General features: G+C 52.4%; 18 protein-coding genes. 8 read left to right on the top strand and 10 right to left on the bottom strand.

What is annotated here, in order from left to right; all coding sequences use genetic code 11:
* Positions 1–193: 193 nt before the first annotated feature.
* Positions 194–2434: an FAD-dependent oxidoreductase gene (locus tag QMG15_RS07150; protein WP_281788017.1), complete on the top strand. Its 2241-nt coding sequence runs from the start codon at positions 194–196 to the stop codon at positions 2432–2434.
* Between the two features lies 1 nt (position 2435).
* Here QMG15_RS07150 and QMG15_RS07145 read toward each other — a convergent pair whose 3' ends face one another.
* The 9 genes from QMG15_RS07145 to QMG15_RS07105 all read right to left on the bottom strand — a co-directional run bounded on the left by QMG15_RS07145 (position 2436) and on the right by QMG15_RS07105 (position 8901).
* Positions 2436–2891 (bottom strand): universal stress protein, encoded by a 456-nt coding sequence (locus tag QMG15_RS07145; protein ID WP_348773315.1) that lies wholly within the window; start codon positions 2889–2891, stop codon positions 2436–2438.
* Between the two features lie 157 nt (positions 2892–3048).
* Positions 3049–4161, bottom strand: coding sequence for a hypothetical protein (locus QMG15_RS07140; RefSeq protein WP_281788016.1), 1113 nt, complete (start codon positions 4159–4161; stop codon positions 3049–3051).
* A gap of 6 nt (positions 4162–4167) precedes the next feature.
* Complete coding sequence (locus QMG15_RS07135) at positions 4168–5652, bottom strand: DUF4384 domain-containing protein (RefSeq protein ID WP_281788015.1); 1485 nt, start codon at positions 5650–5652, stop codon at positions 4168–4170.
* Positions 5653–5880: 228 nt separating this feature from the next.
* Positions 5881–6303, bottom strand: coding sequence for a hypothetical protein (locus tag QMG15_RS07130; RefSeq protein WP_281788014.1), 423 nt, complete (start codon positions 6301–6303; stop codon positions 5881–5883).
* Between the two features lie 88 nt (positions 6304–6391).
* On the bottom strand, positions 6392–6865 hold the full coding sequence (locus QMG15_RS07125; protein WP_281788013.1) for a hypothetical protein: 474 nt from the start codon (positions 6863–6865) through the stop codon (positions 6392–6394).
* Positions 6866–7116: 251 nt separating this feature from the next.
* Complete coding sequence (locus QMG15_RS07120; protein ID WP_281788012.1) at positions 7117–7617, bottom strand: hypothetical protein; 501 nt, start codon at positions 7615–7617, stop codon at positions 7117–7119.
* 52 nt (positions 7618–7669) lie between these two features.
* A complete protein-coding gene (locus tag QMG15_RS07115; protein WP_281788011.1) occupies positions 7670–8143 on the bottom strand; it encodes a hypothetical protein in 474 nt (157 codons plus the stop codon).
* Positions 8133–8528, bottom strand: a complete 396-nt coding sequence (locus tag QMG15_RS07110) for a hypothetical protein (protein WP_281788010.1) — start codon at positions 8526–8528, stop codon at positions 8133–8135. The genes QMG15_RS07115 and QMG15_RS07110 overlap by 11 nt, the downstream gene beginning before the upstream one ends.
* Positions 8529–8562: 34 nt before the next feature.
* Positions 8563–8901: a hypothetical protein gene (locus tag QMG15_RS07105; RefSeq protein WP_281788009.1), complete on the bottom strand. Its 339-nt coding sequence runs from the start codon at positions 8899–8901 to the stop codon at positions 8563–8565.
* Between the two features lie 259 nt (positions 8902–9160).
* Between QMG15_RS07105 and QMG15_RS07100 the strand changes: the two genes are divergently transcribed.
* The 3 genes from QMG15_RS07100 to QMG15_RS07090 all read left to right on the top strand — a co-directional run bounded on the left by QMG15_RS07100 (position 9161) and on the right by QMG15_RS07090 (position 10865).
* Positions 9161–9796, top strand: coding sequence for a response regulator transcription factor (locus QMG15_RS07100; RefSeq protein WP_281788008.1), 636 nt, complete (start codon positions 9161–9163; stop codon positions 9794–9796).
* A gap of 113 nt (positions 9797–9909) precedes the next feature.
* Positions 9910–10554, top strand: coding sequence for a response regulator transcription factor (locus QMG15_RS07095; protein ID WP_281788007.1), 645 nt, complete (start codon positions 9910–9912; stop codon positions 10552–10554).
* Positions 10555–10568: 14 nt separating this feature from the next.
* Positions 10569–10865, top strand: a complete 297-nt coding sequence (locus QMG15_RS07090; RefSeq protein ID WP_281788006.1) for a hypothetical protein — start codon at positions 10569–10571, stop codon at positions 10863–10865.
* Between the two features lie 13 nt (positions 10866–10878).
* Here the strand turns inward: QMG15_RS07090 and QMG15_RS07085 are convergent, their stop codons facing one another.
* On the bottom strand, positions 10879–11619 hold the full coding sequence (locus QMG15_RS07085; RefSeq protein WP_281788005.1) for a Crp/Fnr family transcriptional regulator: 741 nt from the start codon (positions 11617–11619) through the stop codon (positions 10879–10881).
* A gap of 412 nt (positions 11620–12031) precedes the next feature.
* Here QMG15_RS07085 and QMG15_RS07080 point away from each other — a divergent pair, with 412 nt between their 5' ends.
* The 4 genes from QMG15_RS07080 to recR all read left to right on the top strand — a co-directional run bounded on the left by QMG15_RS07080 (position 12032) and on the right by recR (position 15490).
* Complete coding sequence (locus tag QMG15_RS07080; RefSeq protein WP_281788004.1) at positions 12032–12430, top strand: hypothetical protein; 399 nt, start codon at positions 12032–12034, stop codon at positions 12428–12430.
* An 89-nt stretch (positions 12431–12519) separates the two neighbouring features.
* Positions 12520–14529, top strand: coding sequence for a DNA polymerase III subunit gamma/tau (gene dnaX / locus QMG15_RS07075; RefSeq protein WP_281788003.1), 2010 nt, complete (start codon positions 12520–12522; stop codon positions 14527–14529).
* A 40-nt stretch (positions 14530–14569) separates the two neighbouring features.
* A complete protein-coding gene (locus QMG15_RS07070) occupies positions 14570–14893 on the top strand; it encodes a YbaB/EbfC family nucleoid-associated protein (RefSeq protein ID WP_281788002.1) in 324 nt (107 codons plus the stop codon).
* Entirely contained in the window at positions 14894–15490 is a 597-nt protein-coding gene (gene recR / locus QMG15_RS07065; protein ID WP_281788001.1) for a recombination mediator RecR, read from the top strand. It abuts the gene before it with no gap.
* Positions 15491–15523: the final 33 nt, after the last annotated feature.

Raw genomic sequence — 15523 nt, 5'->3', positions numbered from 1 at the left:
CCAGCAACTGCCGACTTGTCGCAACTGCCACAACCTGTTGGCGTCTGACAGCTCGCAAACTGGGTTTCGGTGCGGGCTGGTTTATTTCAGTCTTCCTCCGAGGGAGCGAAAGCCAATTCAATACAGGCATTACCCCGAAGTGGTGGCCGAATCTATATGTCCTGCGTGGCGTGTGAAGGCCTGACGATTTGTTGTGACGAATCATTTTGACTTTGTCATCGTGGGTGGTGGCCTTGCCGGTGTCACGGCTGCCGAGACGCTGAGGAACGAAGGCGCCCAAGGACGAGTTCTTTTGCTCACGCAAGAGGCGTATTTGCCTTACCAACGGCCGCCGTTGTCCAAAAAACTGCTGCTTCGCGAAGAGCCACCTCAGCCTAGCTTGATCTTGTCGGCATCCAAATACCAAGAGCTGTCGATTGATGTGCGCTTGGGTGCCTTGGTGACCTCGGTGCAACCCCTGAACCAAACGTTGCGCACGCTCACGCATGAGTTGATCCATTACAAAAAACTACTCATCGCCACAGGTGTGAAACCGACCCGCTTGGCCATTCCGGGTGAGTATTTGCAGGGGGTGTATCACTTGCGTACCTTGCTGGATGCGCAAGCCATTTGGCGCACCATGCAACACGCGCGGCATGCCGTGGTGATTGGTGGCAGCTTGATGGGGCTAGAGGTGGCTGCAACGCTGCGCCAAAAGGGGCTAGAGGTGACTTTGATAGAACGGGACAGTGTTTTAGAAAAACTCAGCACCCCAGAAATTTCCGTTCACTTTCAACAAAAACTAGAGGCACAAGGAATTCAAGTCTTGGTCAGCGACATGCCTAGGTCATTTGAAGGAAGAACCGTGGTCGAGTCGGTGACCACCGCCGCAGGAAAAACCATCCCCTGCGAGTTGGTGGTGGTGGCTGCGGGTGTAGAACCCGACATCCACTTCTTAAAAACCAGTGGCCTCAAGTTGGACAACGGCGTGCGTGTGGATCGTTTTCTTTGTACCAACAATCCCCATGTTTTTGCCGCAGGCGATGTGGCCAACTTTCAGGATGAGGTGTTCCATTGCCAACACCGTGTTGAGCATTGGGACAACGCTGTCAAACAGGGGCGTGTCGCGGCGCGCAACATGCTTGGACAGCATTTGCCCTATGCCGAGGTGAGTTACTTTTACAGCCATGTGTTTGACCAGAGCTTCACCTTGTTGGGCGTGGTGAACCAGCATGCTGAAAAAATTGAACGGGGTTCATTGGCTGAAGGTTCGTACGCCTCGTTTTTTTTGAAAAACGACATCCCCCGAGGTTTGTTTGCCTTAGGGAGACCGACAGACGAAATCAAGGTGACGGAAACATTGATCAAGCACCGTGTGAACCTTCATGCGCTCAAGCATGAGCTGTCCAATCCTGACTTACGGTTGAACCACATTCCCAATCAGACCATCTTCATCTTGCAAGGTGGCGGTGCATTTGGCGCCTTTGAGTGCGGTGCCGTCAGCGCCTTAGACGCCGCGGGCGTGCGGCCTGATATCGTGGCGGGCATTTCGATTGGCGCGTTCAACGGTGCCATCATTGCGGGCAATCCGCATGACCCGGCTTCAGCGCTGAAAGCGTTTTGGCGAGACCTTGCTTTGGTGTTGCCTGAGGTGCCAGAAGAGAATTTGCGGCGTTTTTTTGCTTCTCAACACGCGGTGTGGTTTGGTGTGCCAAATTTTTTCAAACCACGCTGGCTCATGTCGACGCTCAAGTCTGAGAACACATCCGCTCGGTGGCCAAGTTTCTACGACTTGACGCCAGCCAAAGCGTTGCTCACACGGTACGTTGATTTCAGCCAACTCAAAAGCAGCCCCATTCGTTTGCTGATTCAAGCGGTGGATGTGCAGACCGGTGAGTTGGCGATGTTTGACAGTTACATCGATGACATCACGCCTGCGCATGTGCTGGCCAGTGGTAGCTTGCCACCCGCGTTTTCTTGGACATCAATCAAAGGTAAAAAATATTGGGACGCGGGCATCGTCAGCAACTCACCGTTAGAGGATGTGCTGGCACGCTGTGGCTCTGCAGGCAAACGCGTGTTCATCATCGATTTGTTCCCCGGTAAACGTACCTTGTTGCCGCAAAACTTGTTGGATGTGATGGGGCGGCGCGATGAAATTGTGTATGCCGAGCGAATTCATACGGATTTACGGATGAGCAATTTGGTGCGTGAGTACCAACGTTTGGTCGAAGAAATCGTTCACGAATTGCCCGCTGACGCGGCTAAGCGCATTCAGCATCAACCGCGATTCATTCAGCTGATGGGCGGCGAAGCGCCCATGGCCATCACCCGCATCGTGCGTGAGCACAGTGGCCATGTGCCGTTTGCCAAGAGTTATGACTTCTCCCTCAAAACCATTGAGCAATTAATTCACGCCGGTTACCGCATGGCTAAAAAAGCCATTGGCTTGTGATTTAACTGTCTTTGGCTTCGGGGTTGCGAACCATCAGCACAGGTACGGGGGCGAGTCGTGTGACTTGCTCGGCACCGCTGCCCAGCAAGAATCGGCCAATGCCACGGCGTCCGTGCGTGCCCAACACAATCAAATCGGCCCCCCAAGACAAGGCTTCATCGGCCACCGTGTCACCGAGTCGTGCGCCTGCAAAATCAATGAGCTTGGTGTCGCCTTCAACGCCCATGGATTTCATGAACTCAAGGCCTTCGGCCAAAATTTTGGCACCGTACTCGCGTGCATATCCCACCATCTCGCCCGCGTATTCATGGCTGGAGACATAAGCCAATTCGTCAATGGCGTGAATCAATCGCACTTGGCTTTTTCGCTCAAGCGCCAATTGAAGTGCTGTCGCGACCGCCTTTTTTGAGGTGTCGCTGCCGTCTGTGGGAACTAAGATTTTTTTAAACATGGTCATGGTGATCTCCAAATAAATGTTGAGTGCATCTAAATGCCACTCGGTGCATGTCGATGGGTGAGGGACTTTTGACGTTTGGGTAACTTGTGGTGGGTTTACCAGCAGATCACCGGTAAGGAGTTGGACTTGGGTTGGCATGAGCAGTGCGCATTCAGCGTCATCCAGGCGGGGCCGTCGTTGTTTTCCATAGCTTTGGCAGCAAGTCATACAGCGGCGTTGGTTCGCGGTGCAACAACTGAACGGCCGATTGACTGTTGAAGTGTGGTGTTTTGCCTGTGACATCCGCATTGGCCAATTGCCGCATCCAAAGCATGTCGATTTGGCCGTCGGGCTGGGTGCGTGCAAAGATCAAATTCAACATGCGCTTGGCTTCTAAGCTTCCCAAACGCTCTGCCATTTTGTAGAGCCGAACAGCTTCGTTGTAATTGGCAGGAATGCCTTCGCCGCGGTGGTATTTCTGCGCTTGCTTGAACAGTGTTCGTGCATCCGCAGGCGTGGCTGGCTTGGACTTTTTGGCTTGCTCTGCCGCGCGTTGCTGTGTTTGCCGGTCTCGGATGAGCTTGGCGTTATCGGTTGCGATTTGCGAGTGCACGGCGGCACGGTCAAAGTAGGTCAGCGCTTTGTCTGTGCGGTTCAGTGAGGCGCTTTCGATGCCCAATTCGATGAGCGCATGCACATTCCCTGAATTCGCAGCCGACACCAGCAAATGCCGATTCGACAACATGCCATTTTTGCCATTGATGGGTGAGAGTTGTAGTTTTGAAACCCACGTCAAATACTGAGCGCGTGGGGCATCAATTTTTTCTAGCACGCGAATCCACTTTTTGGCCTGACTCGGATCCGGAAAATGCCCACAGCCCTGTAGCTCGCACCACGCCAGACCCGCGCTGGCCATGGCGTCTCCTTTGTCGTAACTGATCTCAAACCAATGACGCGCCTGCGCAGCATCGGCGCGAACGCCTGTGCCATGCAAATACAGCAAGCCTAAGATCCATGCGGCACGGGCTGCCACTGCATCCTCATGCGCGGATGCATGTGTGGTTTGCGTCGCCATGATTTGGAGCTGCTCCAACTCTTTGGCTTGCGCGGCGGAGAGGGGCTTGAGGTAACGCGTTTGTAAATCAGGCGTGCCGGTTTCTTGCTTGGGCTCCAGCAGCGGAGCGACGTCGGGCAAGGACTGGCTCAGCAGCTGTGCATTCTTGTCTGTCGACTGCGCTTGGCTCGTTGCAGCAACCAAAAGAGCACTCAAGAAGTACAGACGGGTTTTCATACGGTGTCATCCACGCTTGCCAGGTTCGGCGATGCGTCGGGGTGCCACGCGCCATTCCATCGTGCTTGATGTGAACTGTCCTTTGGGCAGTGCTTCGGTGTAATGCTTGGTGATGTCTTTCAAGCCTTGGATGCCCGGCATCGGTGTGAATGCTTCGGTGCGCATGGCTTCCGGCAAGCGTTGTGTCACGTCATCATCGGTAGCGACGCACAGCACGCCTTCTGTGCCCGGTGACGCGGTTTCAATCATGTAGCCAGGGTTGGGGCTCATCCAATCGGGCAGGCGAATGGCTTGGTTGGCACTGACTTGTGATTGGTTTGAGATGGGGTTCGGTATCAAGCGAATCACACCGCCCGTGGCGTTGGACAAATAGCAAGCCAAGTGCGAGGCCCGTGACACGGTGGCCGAGACAAACACTTGCTCACCCACTTCAAATTGCGAGCGACCCATCATCACGTTTTCAATTTGCAGGTTGATGCTGCGTGGCCCGTCATTCTTGCCATACGACTTGCCCGAACTTGCCGCCACTTGTTTGCTGTTGCGCATGTCCACCGGATCGGAGGCCGTGGGCGACCAGCCGTAGCGCATCAAGTTGCCGTCCATATCGAGCGAGACAAAATCGCGCAGCGCACGTTCGTAGGTGTTGAAGTCCACCACGCCCGTGACGACCATGCCATTGTCCGATTGAAAGCGACCCAGTGCGGCGCGGAATGCGGACACATTGCTGCTCTCCAGCATGGCGGTTTCGCTCAGGTAACCTTTGGAAATCAAGGAGCGTTTGACCAAGTTTTGGTGAACGCCCATGGTGCCTTCGTCATACCAATCGCGAAGTTGACGCTGAAAGTTGGGGTGTGTTTGCTCCATTGTCAAACACTGCCAATACGGCACACGTGCCCATTTGCCAGTCAGCTCAATCACCGCAAGTTCTACCAAAGTGCGGATCGCTGCACCCGAGCCTTGCGCATAGTCTTTGCCGACGTTGAACTGCCAGCCGTATTCGCTGATGCGGCCTGCTAAGTCAAGACCTTGGCCGCCATTGCCAATGACCACTTCGTTGGCCGAGTCCATGCCGGGGATGAGTGTGCGGGTGCGAAAGTCACCCAAGTGCAACTCCAACCCGATCACGGTGGCGTTGCGGTTTTTGCTGTAACCCGTTTCAAGCCGTGAACCCGATGTGCCGACGTCCATGCGGTTGTTCAGTACGTTTTGATCCACGAACGACACTGCGCCTGACAGATAAAGTGATGGGCGTTGAAGTTGAATTTGGTTGTTGTTCAACAAAATGTTGGTCAGGTTTTGCACCGTGTCTTGGCGCACCAAGTCCACTTCATAGTCGACATATCTGAATGCATTGCTCAGACGCGACATTTGCAGCAATGCTGTGACCACCATTTCTTTGGCGGCAACGGGGGCGCGTGTGGAATAGTCCGGAATTTGTTTGCTGGTGATCAACGTGGTCGGGACTTGTGCGTCCCTGAGCAATCTGTCCATGCATTGCAACGAGTCTGAAAAGCTTGACATCGAACGAACAGGACGAACCGTTGGCCTACTGGCTGCATTGCCGTAGCTTTGAAACGCGGCATCTTTGCGAACATCGGAGGGGGTGCTGCACGCTGTTAAGGACATAGCCAAGATGCAAAGCAGCGTTTTATGTAGGGGGCGGGCGTGAAAAATCATGGGATTGACGTGTCCAGGTTTTTAAGATTGATGCGCAAGATGTCAACGGCAGATGTTCACGAGATCGCCTCGCAACACAACAATTTGGGGGTCGGTTTTAGGGCCGTAGCGTGCTGTGGCTGCCGCTTGGGCGGTGTTGCTTGCGAGTTCTTGCACACAAACTTTTCGCAAGCCATCCGTGGCCACGGTATTCACGATGTTTTCATCGGTCTGTATGCCTGTTGTGTCTGCTGAGAAAGCTTTGGCGAGCAGTCGTGCCAGTTTGGCTTCCATCCACGAAGGCATTTCTTGGTTGTTGTTTTGGGCAGCAGATGGTGTCACCGGATTCAGGGGCAGCATTTCACGCATGATTTTCTGGTTCAGCGTCACAGGGTCTTCGCCAGGAACTGGCTGCGCGCCAAGTTGCCAAGCAAGCAATGTCAGCGTGAATCCAATCACGTATTTGAAACTTTCAAATGTTTTCATGATCAACCTATTTCCCCAAATCAAAAAGCAAGGTGATGACCTGTTGGTGCAAGTGCCCCAGCCATCACCTCGCAGACACTAGCTCAACTTATTGGCAAGTCAGGCAGTTGCTGTTGGAAGACACGTTTTGCAACGCTTTGCCACCCCAGCTTGCTTTGTTGATGACAGCAGAGTCTTTGATGTAAGCCATTTGCACAGTGGCTGTACGCAAGCCATCTTCACCCACGTTCGATGCAATGTTTTGGTTGGCTTGACCGCCAAAACCGCTGTTGGCGATCAAAGCGTTTTTAGTCATGACCAATTGCGTTTCGGTCATATTTGATGAAAACGTACCGACGTTAGACGCCAAGTTTTGTTGTGCTTGACCGTTGAAACCGAAAGCTTTGTTGATCACGGCTGTGTTCACCAAGACAGTGGCTTGGAGCGTGGGGTTGCTTGGGGTTGGGTTGCCACCGTTGCCATTGCCGTTGCCATTACCGTTACCGTTACCGTTGTCAGCGAAAGCAAATGCAGAGGCAGTGGTTGCAATGATGGCCAAGGCGATAGAAGTGATTTTTTTCATGATGATTTCCTTTGAAACAAAGTCGTAAAGTTTTGCCAAATATCTTTTGATACTGGCTGCTTAGACGAAACTTGAAAGTTGCCTTCTTCGTTTTGTCTGACGAGAGTTTCTAAAAATCAATCAATCCAAACAATCCACTTGATTGGGTATAACTTGTTGCATATAGACAAGGCCATCGTCTTGTGATCTGCGCAACAAAAAAGGCACCCGACAGTGTCGGGTGCCTTGAAGGCGTTGTTGAATTTTGAGAGTTAGGTCGTGTGGTTGTCGTCTCTCGCAGAGCGTGCATATTCTGCTGCTTTGTTTGACATCAAAACGGCTTGTGCTGCGAATGCTGCAGCTTTCTTTGAGGCCTCCGCTGCCACCGATGAGCCTTGGGCAGATGCGTCTTCTGCGTGGTTTGCAACTGCAAGTGCTGCCGCAGCGGCAGCAGAGGCGGCGCTTGCGGCGCTTTGTATCGCTGACTCTGCGGCTGAGGTTGCGGCACGCGCTGCGGCCTCCGCCGCTTCTATCATCGGAACTGATGCGGCCTGTTTCGCAATATCCAGACACTTCTCTGAGCAGATGGCCGAAAACTCGGCGGCTTTGGCTGCTTGTTCGGCTGACTCAGTGGCGTGCTGGGTCAGTCCACGCAGCATCAGCAAGGTGTCTGCATAACGACGGTTGGTGTCTAGGTAACTTTGCTTGAGCTCTCGAAACTCGTCGCGCATGACAGCCACTTCTTTTCTCAAAACATCTACTTCGTCTGCCATTTTTTATCCCCGTTCTCCGAGTTTGATTTGATAAGAGTCATATCGTAGCTGTTCAAACACTTGATTTGTATGCACTATTTGACGTCGCTGTGGCTGATTCCTTTTTGAGCGATTCTTTTTCTAAAGCGTGCGTTACCCCTGTCATCAAGAGTTGTGAGAGCAAGCCAAGCCATGTGTCTTTTCGTGCAAGCCACCGCCAAGGGCGGCTCGCGGCAAATCCAGCACCAGCGAGGACGGCCAGCCCCAGCATCCAGCGCGGGTGCTTTTGTGTCGTTGTTTCCAACAAACTTTTTGCATGTTGTAAGGCGGAGGTGTCCGTTGGCAGTCTGGCAGAGCGCTTCAACACGCGTTCAGCAATGGCGATCAAGAGTAGCCCGGCCAATACGTTGGGGCTTGCAGATGTCTTCGTATCGAAGGGGGCGGTGGCATCGGCTTGCGACGTTGTCACTGGATGTGCCTTGAGCCAGTTGGCAATTTCTTGTCGCGTCTGCGCGAGTTGCGCGTTGGGGTCTTGCTCAGTTGACATGGGTGTCAAGCAGCGCCATGTCTGCTGCAATTTGACCCTGTAAGGCATCCCACAAGGGATACGGTGGCTGTTGCCGCAATGCAAGCCATGTCAAAACAAGCCCCGCCAAGGGCAGGGCAGGCACCAAGACAAAAATCCACGCATGGATCAGTGCTGCGTTTGGCGTTGTGCCCCACATCATCAATGCGATGCCTAGGAAGCCGAGAAACATCACCGCGCATGCGACCAATGCCACCCACAAACACAGCCGGTAGCGCAGGTAGGCTGCTGCAAGTTCTGCTTCGTCGCGCATCAACGCGGCATAGCCCTGCATATGCTGAGCGAACAATTGCGGTCGAGCCAGCAACAAGCCCCACACTGCGGCTATGAAATCAGGCGCATTCATTTTTTGGTTTGTCTCCTCCAGTGGTATCTCAGGGTTAGCGCTTGTTGCGATGGCCGATCCAGTTGCCCAAAAACACAAGGGCTGCGCCAACGCCTGCTGCAATCAGCAAGGCTTTGGCGGGTTCGTGCTGGACATAGCCCAACGTTGACTCCCGAGCCTTGAGGGCTTGTGCACGAATTTGCTCAGACTGTTGATGCAAGGCTTGCGAGCTGCGTTGCATCAGGTCGGCCGCTTCTGTCTTCAATTCATCTATGGTCTTGTTGATCTTTGCGGCATATTCCTCTGAGTTGCACGATGCCGCGTGGGATGACGGGCTGCTTGTGCTGGGTTTTGCGGTGTTATCGGTGAGCGCGGGAGGGGTGGGCGAGGGCATAACTAAGTTCCTTTTCTAAGATGGATTGAACTTGGGGTACAGAAGATCACCCAAGGGCGATTATTTTTATGGGTCTAACGCCATATCGTTGTTCGGTATCGCACATATATATTCGTCCATCATGTACCGGTTCCTTGTGACCTAAATAATGGTTTTAAGGGATTACTTTAAGCGCCTTGCTTCTTTATCTTCTCTCCCCCCTCTGTTTGATTGCCCTGAGTTGTTTAAGGCATTGGCAGAGATGGAAAGGTATCGAAAAGTGACCATTGACCTTGTTCTTGCAGATCCACATCCAGTCGTTTTAGATGGGTTGCTTCATGTATTTCAAAATATGGAAGGTTTTTCTGTGAAATCGTGTGCAACCGATGCTGAGTCTGCACTGCAGGCTGTGATCGAATTTAAACCAGACATATTGATCACAGAGCTTTTTTTACAAAAAAACACAGGGTTGGTATTGATTGAAGAAATACAGAAAAAAGCCTTGAGTACACATGCGGTTGTCTTTACCGCAGCGTGTGTCCGCGATGTTTGCAAAGCCATTGACTTGGGGGTGCAAGGCATGGTGTCCAAGGACAAACCGAAACAAGTTCTCGCCCAATGCATCCAAAGCGTTCATGCTGGAGAAAAATGGTTAGACAAAGACCTAACCTTGCATTCACTCACCTATTTATTGGATAAAAAAGCGATCCACGTGTCTTTGCCAGAGGTCTTGACTGCCCGAGAAATGGTGGTTGCCAAAATGGTCAGTGAAGGTCTGCCTAATAAAAAAATCGCTCAAATTCTTTACATCACTGAAGGCACAACAAAATTACATTTGCATCACATTTACCAAAAGCTTAACTGCCCAGGACGAGTGGCGCTGGCGTTGCATATGCAAAGTTATGGTCTGGCGTAGTCCGTTCGATATACATCCTTCTGTGTGTTGTCGCTCGCATTGTTTTGATATATGTGCCTATATTCAATCTTCACGATGGCATTGTGTCCGTGCTTTGATATGAAAGAAAATATATGGCAATTCGTGTTTTTGTCGCGTACAACCAAAAAGTCATTGCAGAAAGTGTGGCTGCTATGCTCCGAACGCACCCAGATATTGAGGTTGTCGGGGTGTGCGACAGCCATAATTTCAATTTATCGTTACTCGAAACATTGATGCCAGATGTGACGGTGATTGGCAGCAGTGCGGTGGACAAAGACGGCAACGGCTTATATGCACTGATTGCGTCGCACGCTTCAACCAATCGCTTTGTCGTTATTTCCAGTGGCATTTCTCGCTTATCCATCAGTGAGGTATTGAAGGCCGGGGCAAAAGCCCATATTTCAATGAACAGCGAGGTCACCGATTTGATTGCCGCGATTCGGTTGGCCGCGGTTGGCTCGTGTTATTTGTGTGAGGGATCGATGCATGAACTCACCCGTGACTCGGAAGAACCCCTGTCACAAGCGATTGCTGGCAGACGTGAGTTAGGCCACCGTGAAACGCAAGTGTTAAGGTTGGTTGCAGTGGGGCAAAGTTCGAAGGAAATTGCACGTAATTTAGACATTTCGCCCAGCACCGTGGAGGTCCATCGTCGCAACATCATGCGTAAATTGGGCTTGCACAAAGTGGCTGATCTCACGCGCTTTGCCATTCGTCACCAAATGGTGGTTGTTTGAACGGGCGTGCATAGATGACACAACTTAGCCTGCAAACACCGAATTTAACAGCCCGCGTTGTGTTGCAAAAAAATGAGCGCTTGGATAAGGTTGCTTTAGACGCGCAGATCAACGAAGGCTTGAATGTGCTGGCAAAGGCGATTGGCATTTTCACCCGTAGCGATGAGTTGGATATTTCCTATGATGTCGAAATCTTAGTTCAAGATTATTCGATTATTTTAAAAGGACGTGTTGTGTCAGCGCCTGCTCCAGCGCCCAAGATTCACTTAAGTGCTGAAGAAATGCAAGCTTTATTTGAAATAAATATTTAAATTTTTATTTACTTCACTGGACGAGTCTTGATAAAAATTGAGTTGGGATAAGTTTTTCATATTCATCTTTCACGATGCCATAACATTCGCAGGCATGGCGGCTCAGCTTGTCACGGTTTAATATGGATATATGACCACGGGTGTATTTGATAAGCCCGCCATTTTGCAATTTTTTGGCGGCATGGCTAATACCTTCTCGGCGTACGCCCAAGGTCTTGGCAATTAATTCATGGGTAAATGTTAATTCGTTACCTGGAATTCGGTCTAAATTCTGAAGAATTGTTTTACACAGTTGTTGATCAATTGAGTGACGTCGGTTGCAAACGGCGGTTTGTGATGCATAACTCATCATGGCTTGCATGTATCGCAGTATCAATCGTCTAAAGGCACTTGAATTATTGAACTCTTCAAGTAGAAAGTCAGTTTTGATTCGGTAAGCCGACCCGCATCCAATGACCACCGCTTTGCTGTTGGTAGATTGCGCCCCCATAAAGGTGCAAACGCCACATAAGCCCTCATTGCCTATTTGTGCAAACTCAGCGGAGCTCCCATCTTGGAAATCGTATTGGAGTGAAATGATGCAATTAACTGGAAAGTAGACATGTTGTATGTTTGATCCGCTTTCATAAAGAATTTGATCAATTTTTAAATTGACCATTTCAAATTTGGGCTGCCATCTTTCCCATTCTGCAGTGGGTAATGCTGCAAGCAGTCGGTTGCTGGCCTTAATTGGATACATCACACGTGGGTTCACAGATGCCACCTTTTTTCAATTAACTGTGTTGAATGGAACTGAGAAATTCTATGGCCTCAAAAAGATAAGTATTGTGTGTTTGCGAACACTACTGGCATATTACTTATTCTTACAAAATGTTTTTCTAAAATTGAATTAATACATTTTCAATATACTGACTCGTGTTTGTAATTAAATTAGATGGTTTTTAATTTAAACATTTATGAGTGGTGCTATAAAAATATTTCTCTATCCTATATTTATATTTGTTTGGAATGGCACATAAAGATCTCGTTCAAAAGATATTTATTTTTAATTATCAAATTATTCATTCTGTGCTTAATCGAACAGATTGAGAGTTGTATTTATTTTTTAATCTCACACGTTGGTTTTTAGTTTTTTAAATCCACGTCAGTGGGAAAGGACGAATGTCATGTCTTCAAAAAATGTGTACCTTAATTACTTGGTTCAAAGCAAAGCAGAACCCGTGGATGCCATGCTTTCCCATGCTTCTCCTGCCTGTATTCAGTTGCTGAGCACCATTGCGGTGGCTGATTTTCAAGGTCAGCCCCTCACCATTTCTCAAATCATGGCGATGATTCACTTTGCAAGTCCTGGGACGATTCACCGACGCGTCGAATCGCTGCGCCAAAAAGGCTTGATTGATTTGATTTACAAAGATGGCAATCGACGTACCAAATACATTGTTCCCACCGAAGCTGCCAACGCTTATTTTGAAAGGATGGGTGATTTGTTGGTTAAAACTTTGTCGATTGAATCCCCGCGCCATGCGTTTTATGAAAACACCCATGAGTTAGCTCGTGCAGCATAGGTGGTGGAGCCGCTTGGCTGAGGGATGAGTGGCAGACTTGTCGGTGGGCCGGTTTATCGAGGGGGCGCTCGCTTTAGAATGAGCAGCTTATGTCCTACCTCGTGCTCGCTCGCAAATACCGCCCAAAAACCTTCACAGAGATGGTGGGGCAAGAGCACGTCGTGCAGGCGCTGACCAATGCGCTGACCACCCAACGTTTGCACCACGCGTATTTGTTCACTGGCACACGCGGTGTGGGCAAGACCACCGTGTCCCGCGTGTTGGCCAAGTCGCTGAATTGCCAAGGCGTGGACGGCACGGGGGGCATCACCGCCAACCCGTGCGGCGTGTGCCAAGCCTGTACCGACATCGATGCTGGTCGCTTTGTCGACTACACCGAGCTCGACGCGGCTTCCAACCGTGGCGTGGACGAAGTGCAAAGCTTGCTGGAGCAAGCCGTCTACAAACCCGTGCAAGGCCGCTTCAAAGTCTTCATGATTGACGAGGTGCACATGCTCACCAACACCGCGTTCAACGCGATGTTGAAGACGCTGGAAGAGCCACCTGAATATTTGAAGTTCGTGCTTGCCACGACCGACCCACAAAAAGTCCCGGTCACCGTGCTGTCGCGCTGTTTGCAGTTCAACCTGCGCCCCATGGCCCCCGAGACCGTGCTGGAGCACTTGGGCCATGTGTTGGGTCAAGAAAACATTGCTTCTGAACCCCAAGCCTTGCGCCTGTTGGCCCGTGCCGCGCGTGGTTCCATGCGCGATGCGCTGAGCTTGACTGACCAAGCCATAGCCTACGGCGGCGGCCAGTTGCAAGAAGCCGCTGTGCGCCAAATGTTGGGCAGTGCCGACCGCTCGCATGTGTTCCGTTTGATTGAGGCTTTGGCCCATGGCGATGGCAAATCGGTGGTCGAAACCTCAGAAGCTTTGCGTTTGAATGGCCTGAGCGCTGCCGCGACGCTCGAAGACATGTCGATGGTCTTGCAACGCATGGCCGTGCTGCAAGCCGTGCCCGACATGGCAGAAGCCGATGCCTCAGACCCTGAAGCTGCCGAGATGGCACGCTTGGCGGGTGTGATGCCACCCGACGAAACCCAGTTGCTTTACAGCCTGAGTTTGCATGGCCGTCAAGAGCTGGGCTTGGCCCCAGACGAATACGCCGCACTGACGATGGTGCTGCTGCGCTTGCTGGCGTTCAAACCACAAGCCTCGAATTCCGCTTCGGCCTCGGCTGAAAAAAAAACTCTAATTAATCCGCAGCGCGCTGCTTCGCCACCTGCAGCTGTGGCCTTTGCGCCAGCTGCCAGCGGTGTCGTCAAACCCGCACTAGCCACCGCCCCACCTGTTGCTCAGTCAGTTGCTCGAGCGCCAGCCGCGCACGTGCAGCAGGCGCCAACGCAAGTGGCACAGCCTCACATCGCCCCAACGCCACCTGCCGCTGCTGCACCCGTGCAACCCGCAGCTCAGCCATCGCCTCCTGTTGCGCCACGCCCCGCCGAGCCGCAACCCTCAGCCTCCGTGCAAGCCTTGCCTGTGCGCGACATGCAGCCCCGCGAAGTGGCCCCTTGGGAGGATGACCCCAGCTACGACCCCGACGGCTCAGACAGCCCTAGCTACGACCACGATTCAGATGCCGCTGTGGTGGCCATGCCCGTGCGCCAACAAGCCGAGCCCAGCGCTGCGCTTGAGCCGCAAATGCCCACCACCGACGTGCCGCACATCGAGGCCACACCCGAAGGTGAGTTTTGGCACAAGTTGGTGATGGACATGTCTGCTGCTGAAAGCATCAACGCCTTGGTGCGCGAGCTGGGTTTGCAGTCGCAGCTGGTGGCGCGTGATACCGACACTTGGATGCTGCGCGTCGAGCGCGAGTCGCTTAACAGCACCACCAGCCGCGAACGTTTGCAAAAAGCACTCGAAACCGCGGGCTACCCTGTGCGCCTGACCGTCGAAGTGGGCCGCGTGCAAGACAGCCCTGCCAAGCGCAATGCCGCTGCCGCCGCGCAGCGCCAAGCGGGGGCAGAGGCCATCATCCTCAATGACCCCTATGTTCAAAGTTTGATGCGGGACTACGGCGCCAAAATCGTGCCGGGCAGCATCAAGCCGCTTTAAGCTCAATCGCTTTATTTTTTAGTTTGTAAAAGGGAAACACATGTTCAACAAAGGACAACTCTCGGGCCTGATGAAGCAAGCCCAAGCCATGCAAGAAAACCTGAAAAAGGCACAAGACGAATTAGCCTTCGTCGAAGTCACGGGCGAATCAGGTTCTGGTTTGGTCAAAGTCTTGATGACCTGCAAACACGATGTCAAACGCATCACCATCGACCCCAGCTTGCTGGCCGACGACAAAGACATGCTGGAAGACTTGGTGGCTGCCGCCTTCAACGACGCGGTGCGCAAAGCTGCTGAAACCAGCGAAGCCAAAATGAGCAAGCTCACCGCTGGTTTGCCACCTGGCTTGAAACTGCCGCTCTAAATGAGCGACACGTCCGTGCTGGAAGGCCTGATTCAGGCTCTGCGCCGTTTGCCCGGCGTGGGGGTGAAATCGGCCTCGCGCATGGCGTATCACCTGCTGCAACATGACCGCGAAGGGGCGGAGTTAATTTCTCAGGCCTTGCACCAAGCAGCGAGTCAGGTGCAGCACTGCGAGCGCTGCCACACCTTCACCACCCAGACGGTCTGCGACACCTGCTTGGACGATGGCCGCGACACCACCCGTTTGTGTGTGGTGGAAACGCCCGCCGACCAATCGGCGGTGGAGCGCACAGCGGCCTACAAAGGGCTGTACTTTGTGTTGATAGGGCGCATCAGTCCGCTGGACGGTTTTGGCCCCAAAGACATTGGCCTGGAAAAGCTGATGGCGCGCGCCAGCGATGGCATGGTGAAAGAAGTGATCTTGGCCACCAATTTCACCGCGGAAGGTGAAGCGACGGCGCATGTGTTGAGCGAGGGCCTGAAGAAGCGTGGCGTTCAAGTGACGCGCCTAGCCCGTGGCGTGCCAGTGGGCAGCGAGCTCGAATATGTGGACTTGGGCACCATTGCCCACGCGTTGGTGGACAGGCGCGACGCTTAACGCATGGAAGGCGCAAAGCCTTCCGTTTTGCGC

The organism is Limnohabitans sp. INBF002 (assembly GCF_027924905.1).
Lineage (GTDB): Bacteria > Pseudomonadota > Gammaproteobacteria > Burkholderiales > Burkholderiaceae_C > Limnohabitans.
Note: the sequence above shows the minus strand (reverse complement) of the source record. Positions and strands in the feature narration are given on the sequence as shown.

Excerpts from the sequence above, each read along its gene's own strand:
- QMG15_RS07120 (WP_281788012.1), bottom strand. The coding sequence starts at position 7,617 with ATGGCAGACGAAGTAGATGTTTTGAGAAAAGAAGTGGCTGTCATGCGC.
- QMG15_RS07105 (WP_281788009.1), bottom strand. The coding sequence starts at position 8,901 with ATGCCCTCGCCCACCCCTCCCGCGCTCACCGATAACACCGCAAAACCC.
- QMG15_RS07130 (WP_281788014.1), bottom strand. The coding sequence starts at position 6,303 with ATGAAAACATTTGAAAGTTTCAAATACGTGATTGGATTCACGCTGACA.
- QMG15_RS07145 (WP_348773315.1), bottom strand. The coding sequence starts at position 2,891 with ATGACCATGTTTAAAAAAATCTTAGTTCCCACAGACGGCAGCGACACC.
- QMG15_RS07115 (WP_281788011.1), bottom strand. The coding sequence starts at position 8,143 with ATGTCAACTGAGCAAGACCCCAACGCGCAACTCGCGCAGACGCGACAA.
- QMG15_RS07095 (WP_281788007.1), top strand. The coding sequence starts at position 9,910 with ATGGCAATTCGTGTTTTTGTCGCGTACAACCAAAAAGTCATTGCAGAA.
- QMG15_RS07135 (WP_281788015.1), bottom strand. The coding sequence starts at position 5,652 with ATGGACAGATTGCTCAGGGACGCACAAGTCCCGACCACGTTGATCACC.
- QMG15_RS07080 (WP_281788004.1), top strand. The coding sequence starts at position 12,032 with ATGTCTTCAAAAAATGTGTACCTTAATTACTTGGTTCAAAGCAAAGCA.
- QMG15_RS07140 (WP_281788016.1), bottom strand. The coding sequence starts at position 4,161 with ATGAAAACCCGTCTGTACTTCTTGAGTGCTCTTTTGGTTGCTGCAACG.
- QMG15_RS07090 (WP_281788006.1), top strand. The coding sequence starts at position 10,569 with ATGACACAACTTAGCCTGCAAACACCGAATTTAACAGCCCGCGTTGTG.
- QMG15_RS07125 (WP_281788013.1), bottom strand. The coding sequence starts at position 6,865 with ATGAAAAAAATCACTTCTATCGCCTTGGCCATCATTGCAACCACTGCC.
- QMG15_RS07110 (WP_281788010.1), bottom strand. The coding sequence starts at position 8,528 with ATGAATGCGCCTGATTTCATAGCCGCAGTGTGGGGCTTGTTGCTGGCT.
- dnaX (WP_281788003.1), top strand. The coding sequence starts at position 12,520 with ATGTCCTACCTCGTGCTCGCTCGCAAATACCGCCCAAAAACCTTCACA.
- QMG15_RS07070 (WP_281788002.1), top strand. The coding sequence starts at position 14,570 with ATGTTCAACAAAGGACAACTCTCGGGCCTGATGAAGCAAGCCCAAGCC.
- recR (WP_281788001.1), top strand. The coding sequence starts at position 14,894 with ATGAGCGACACGTCCGTGCTGGAAGGCCTGATTCAGGCTCTGCGCCGT.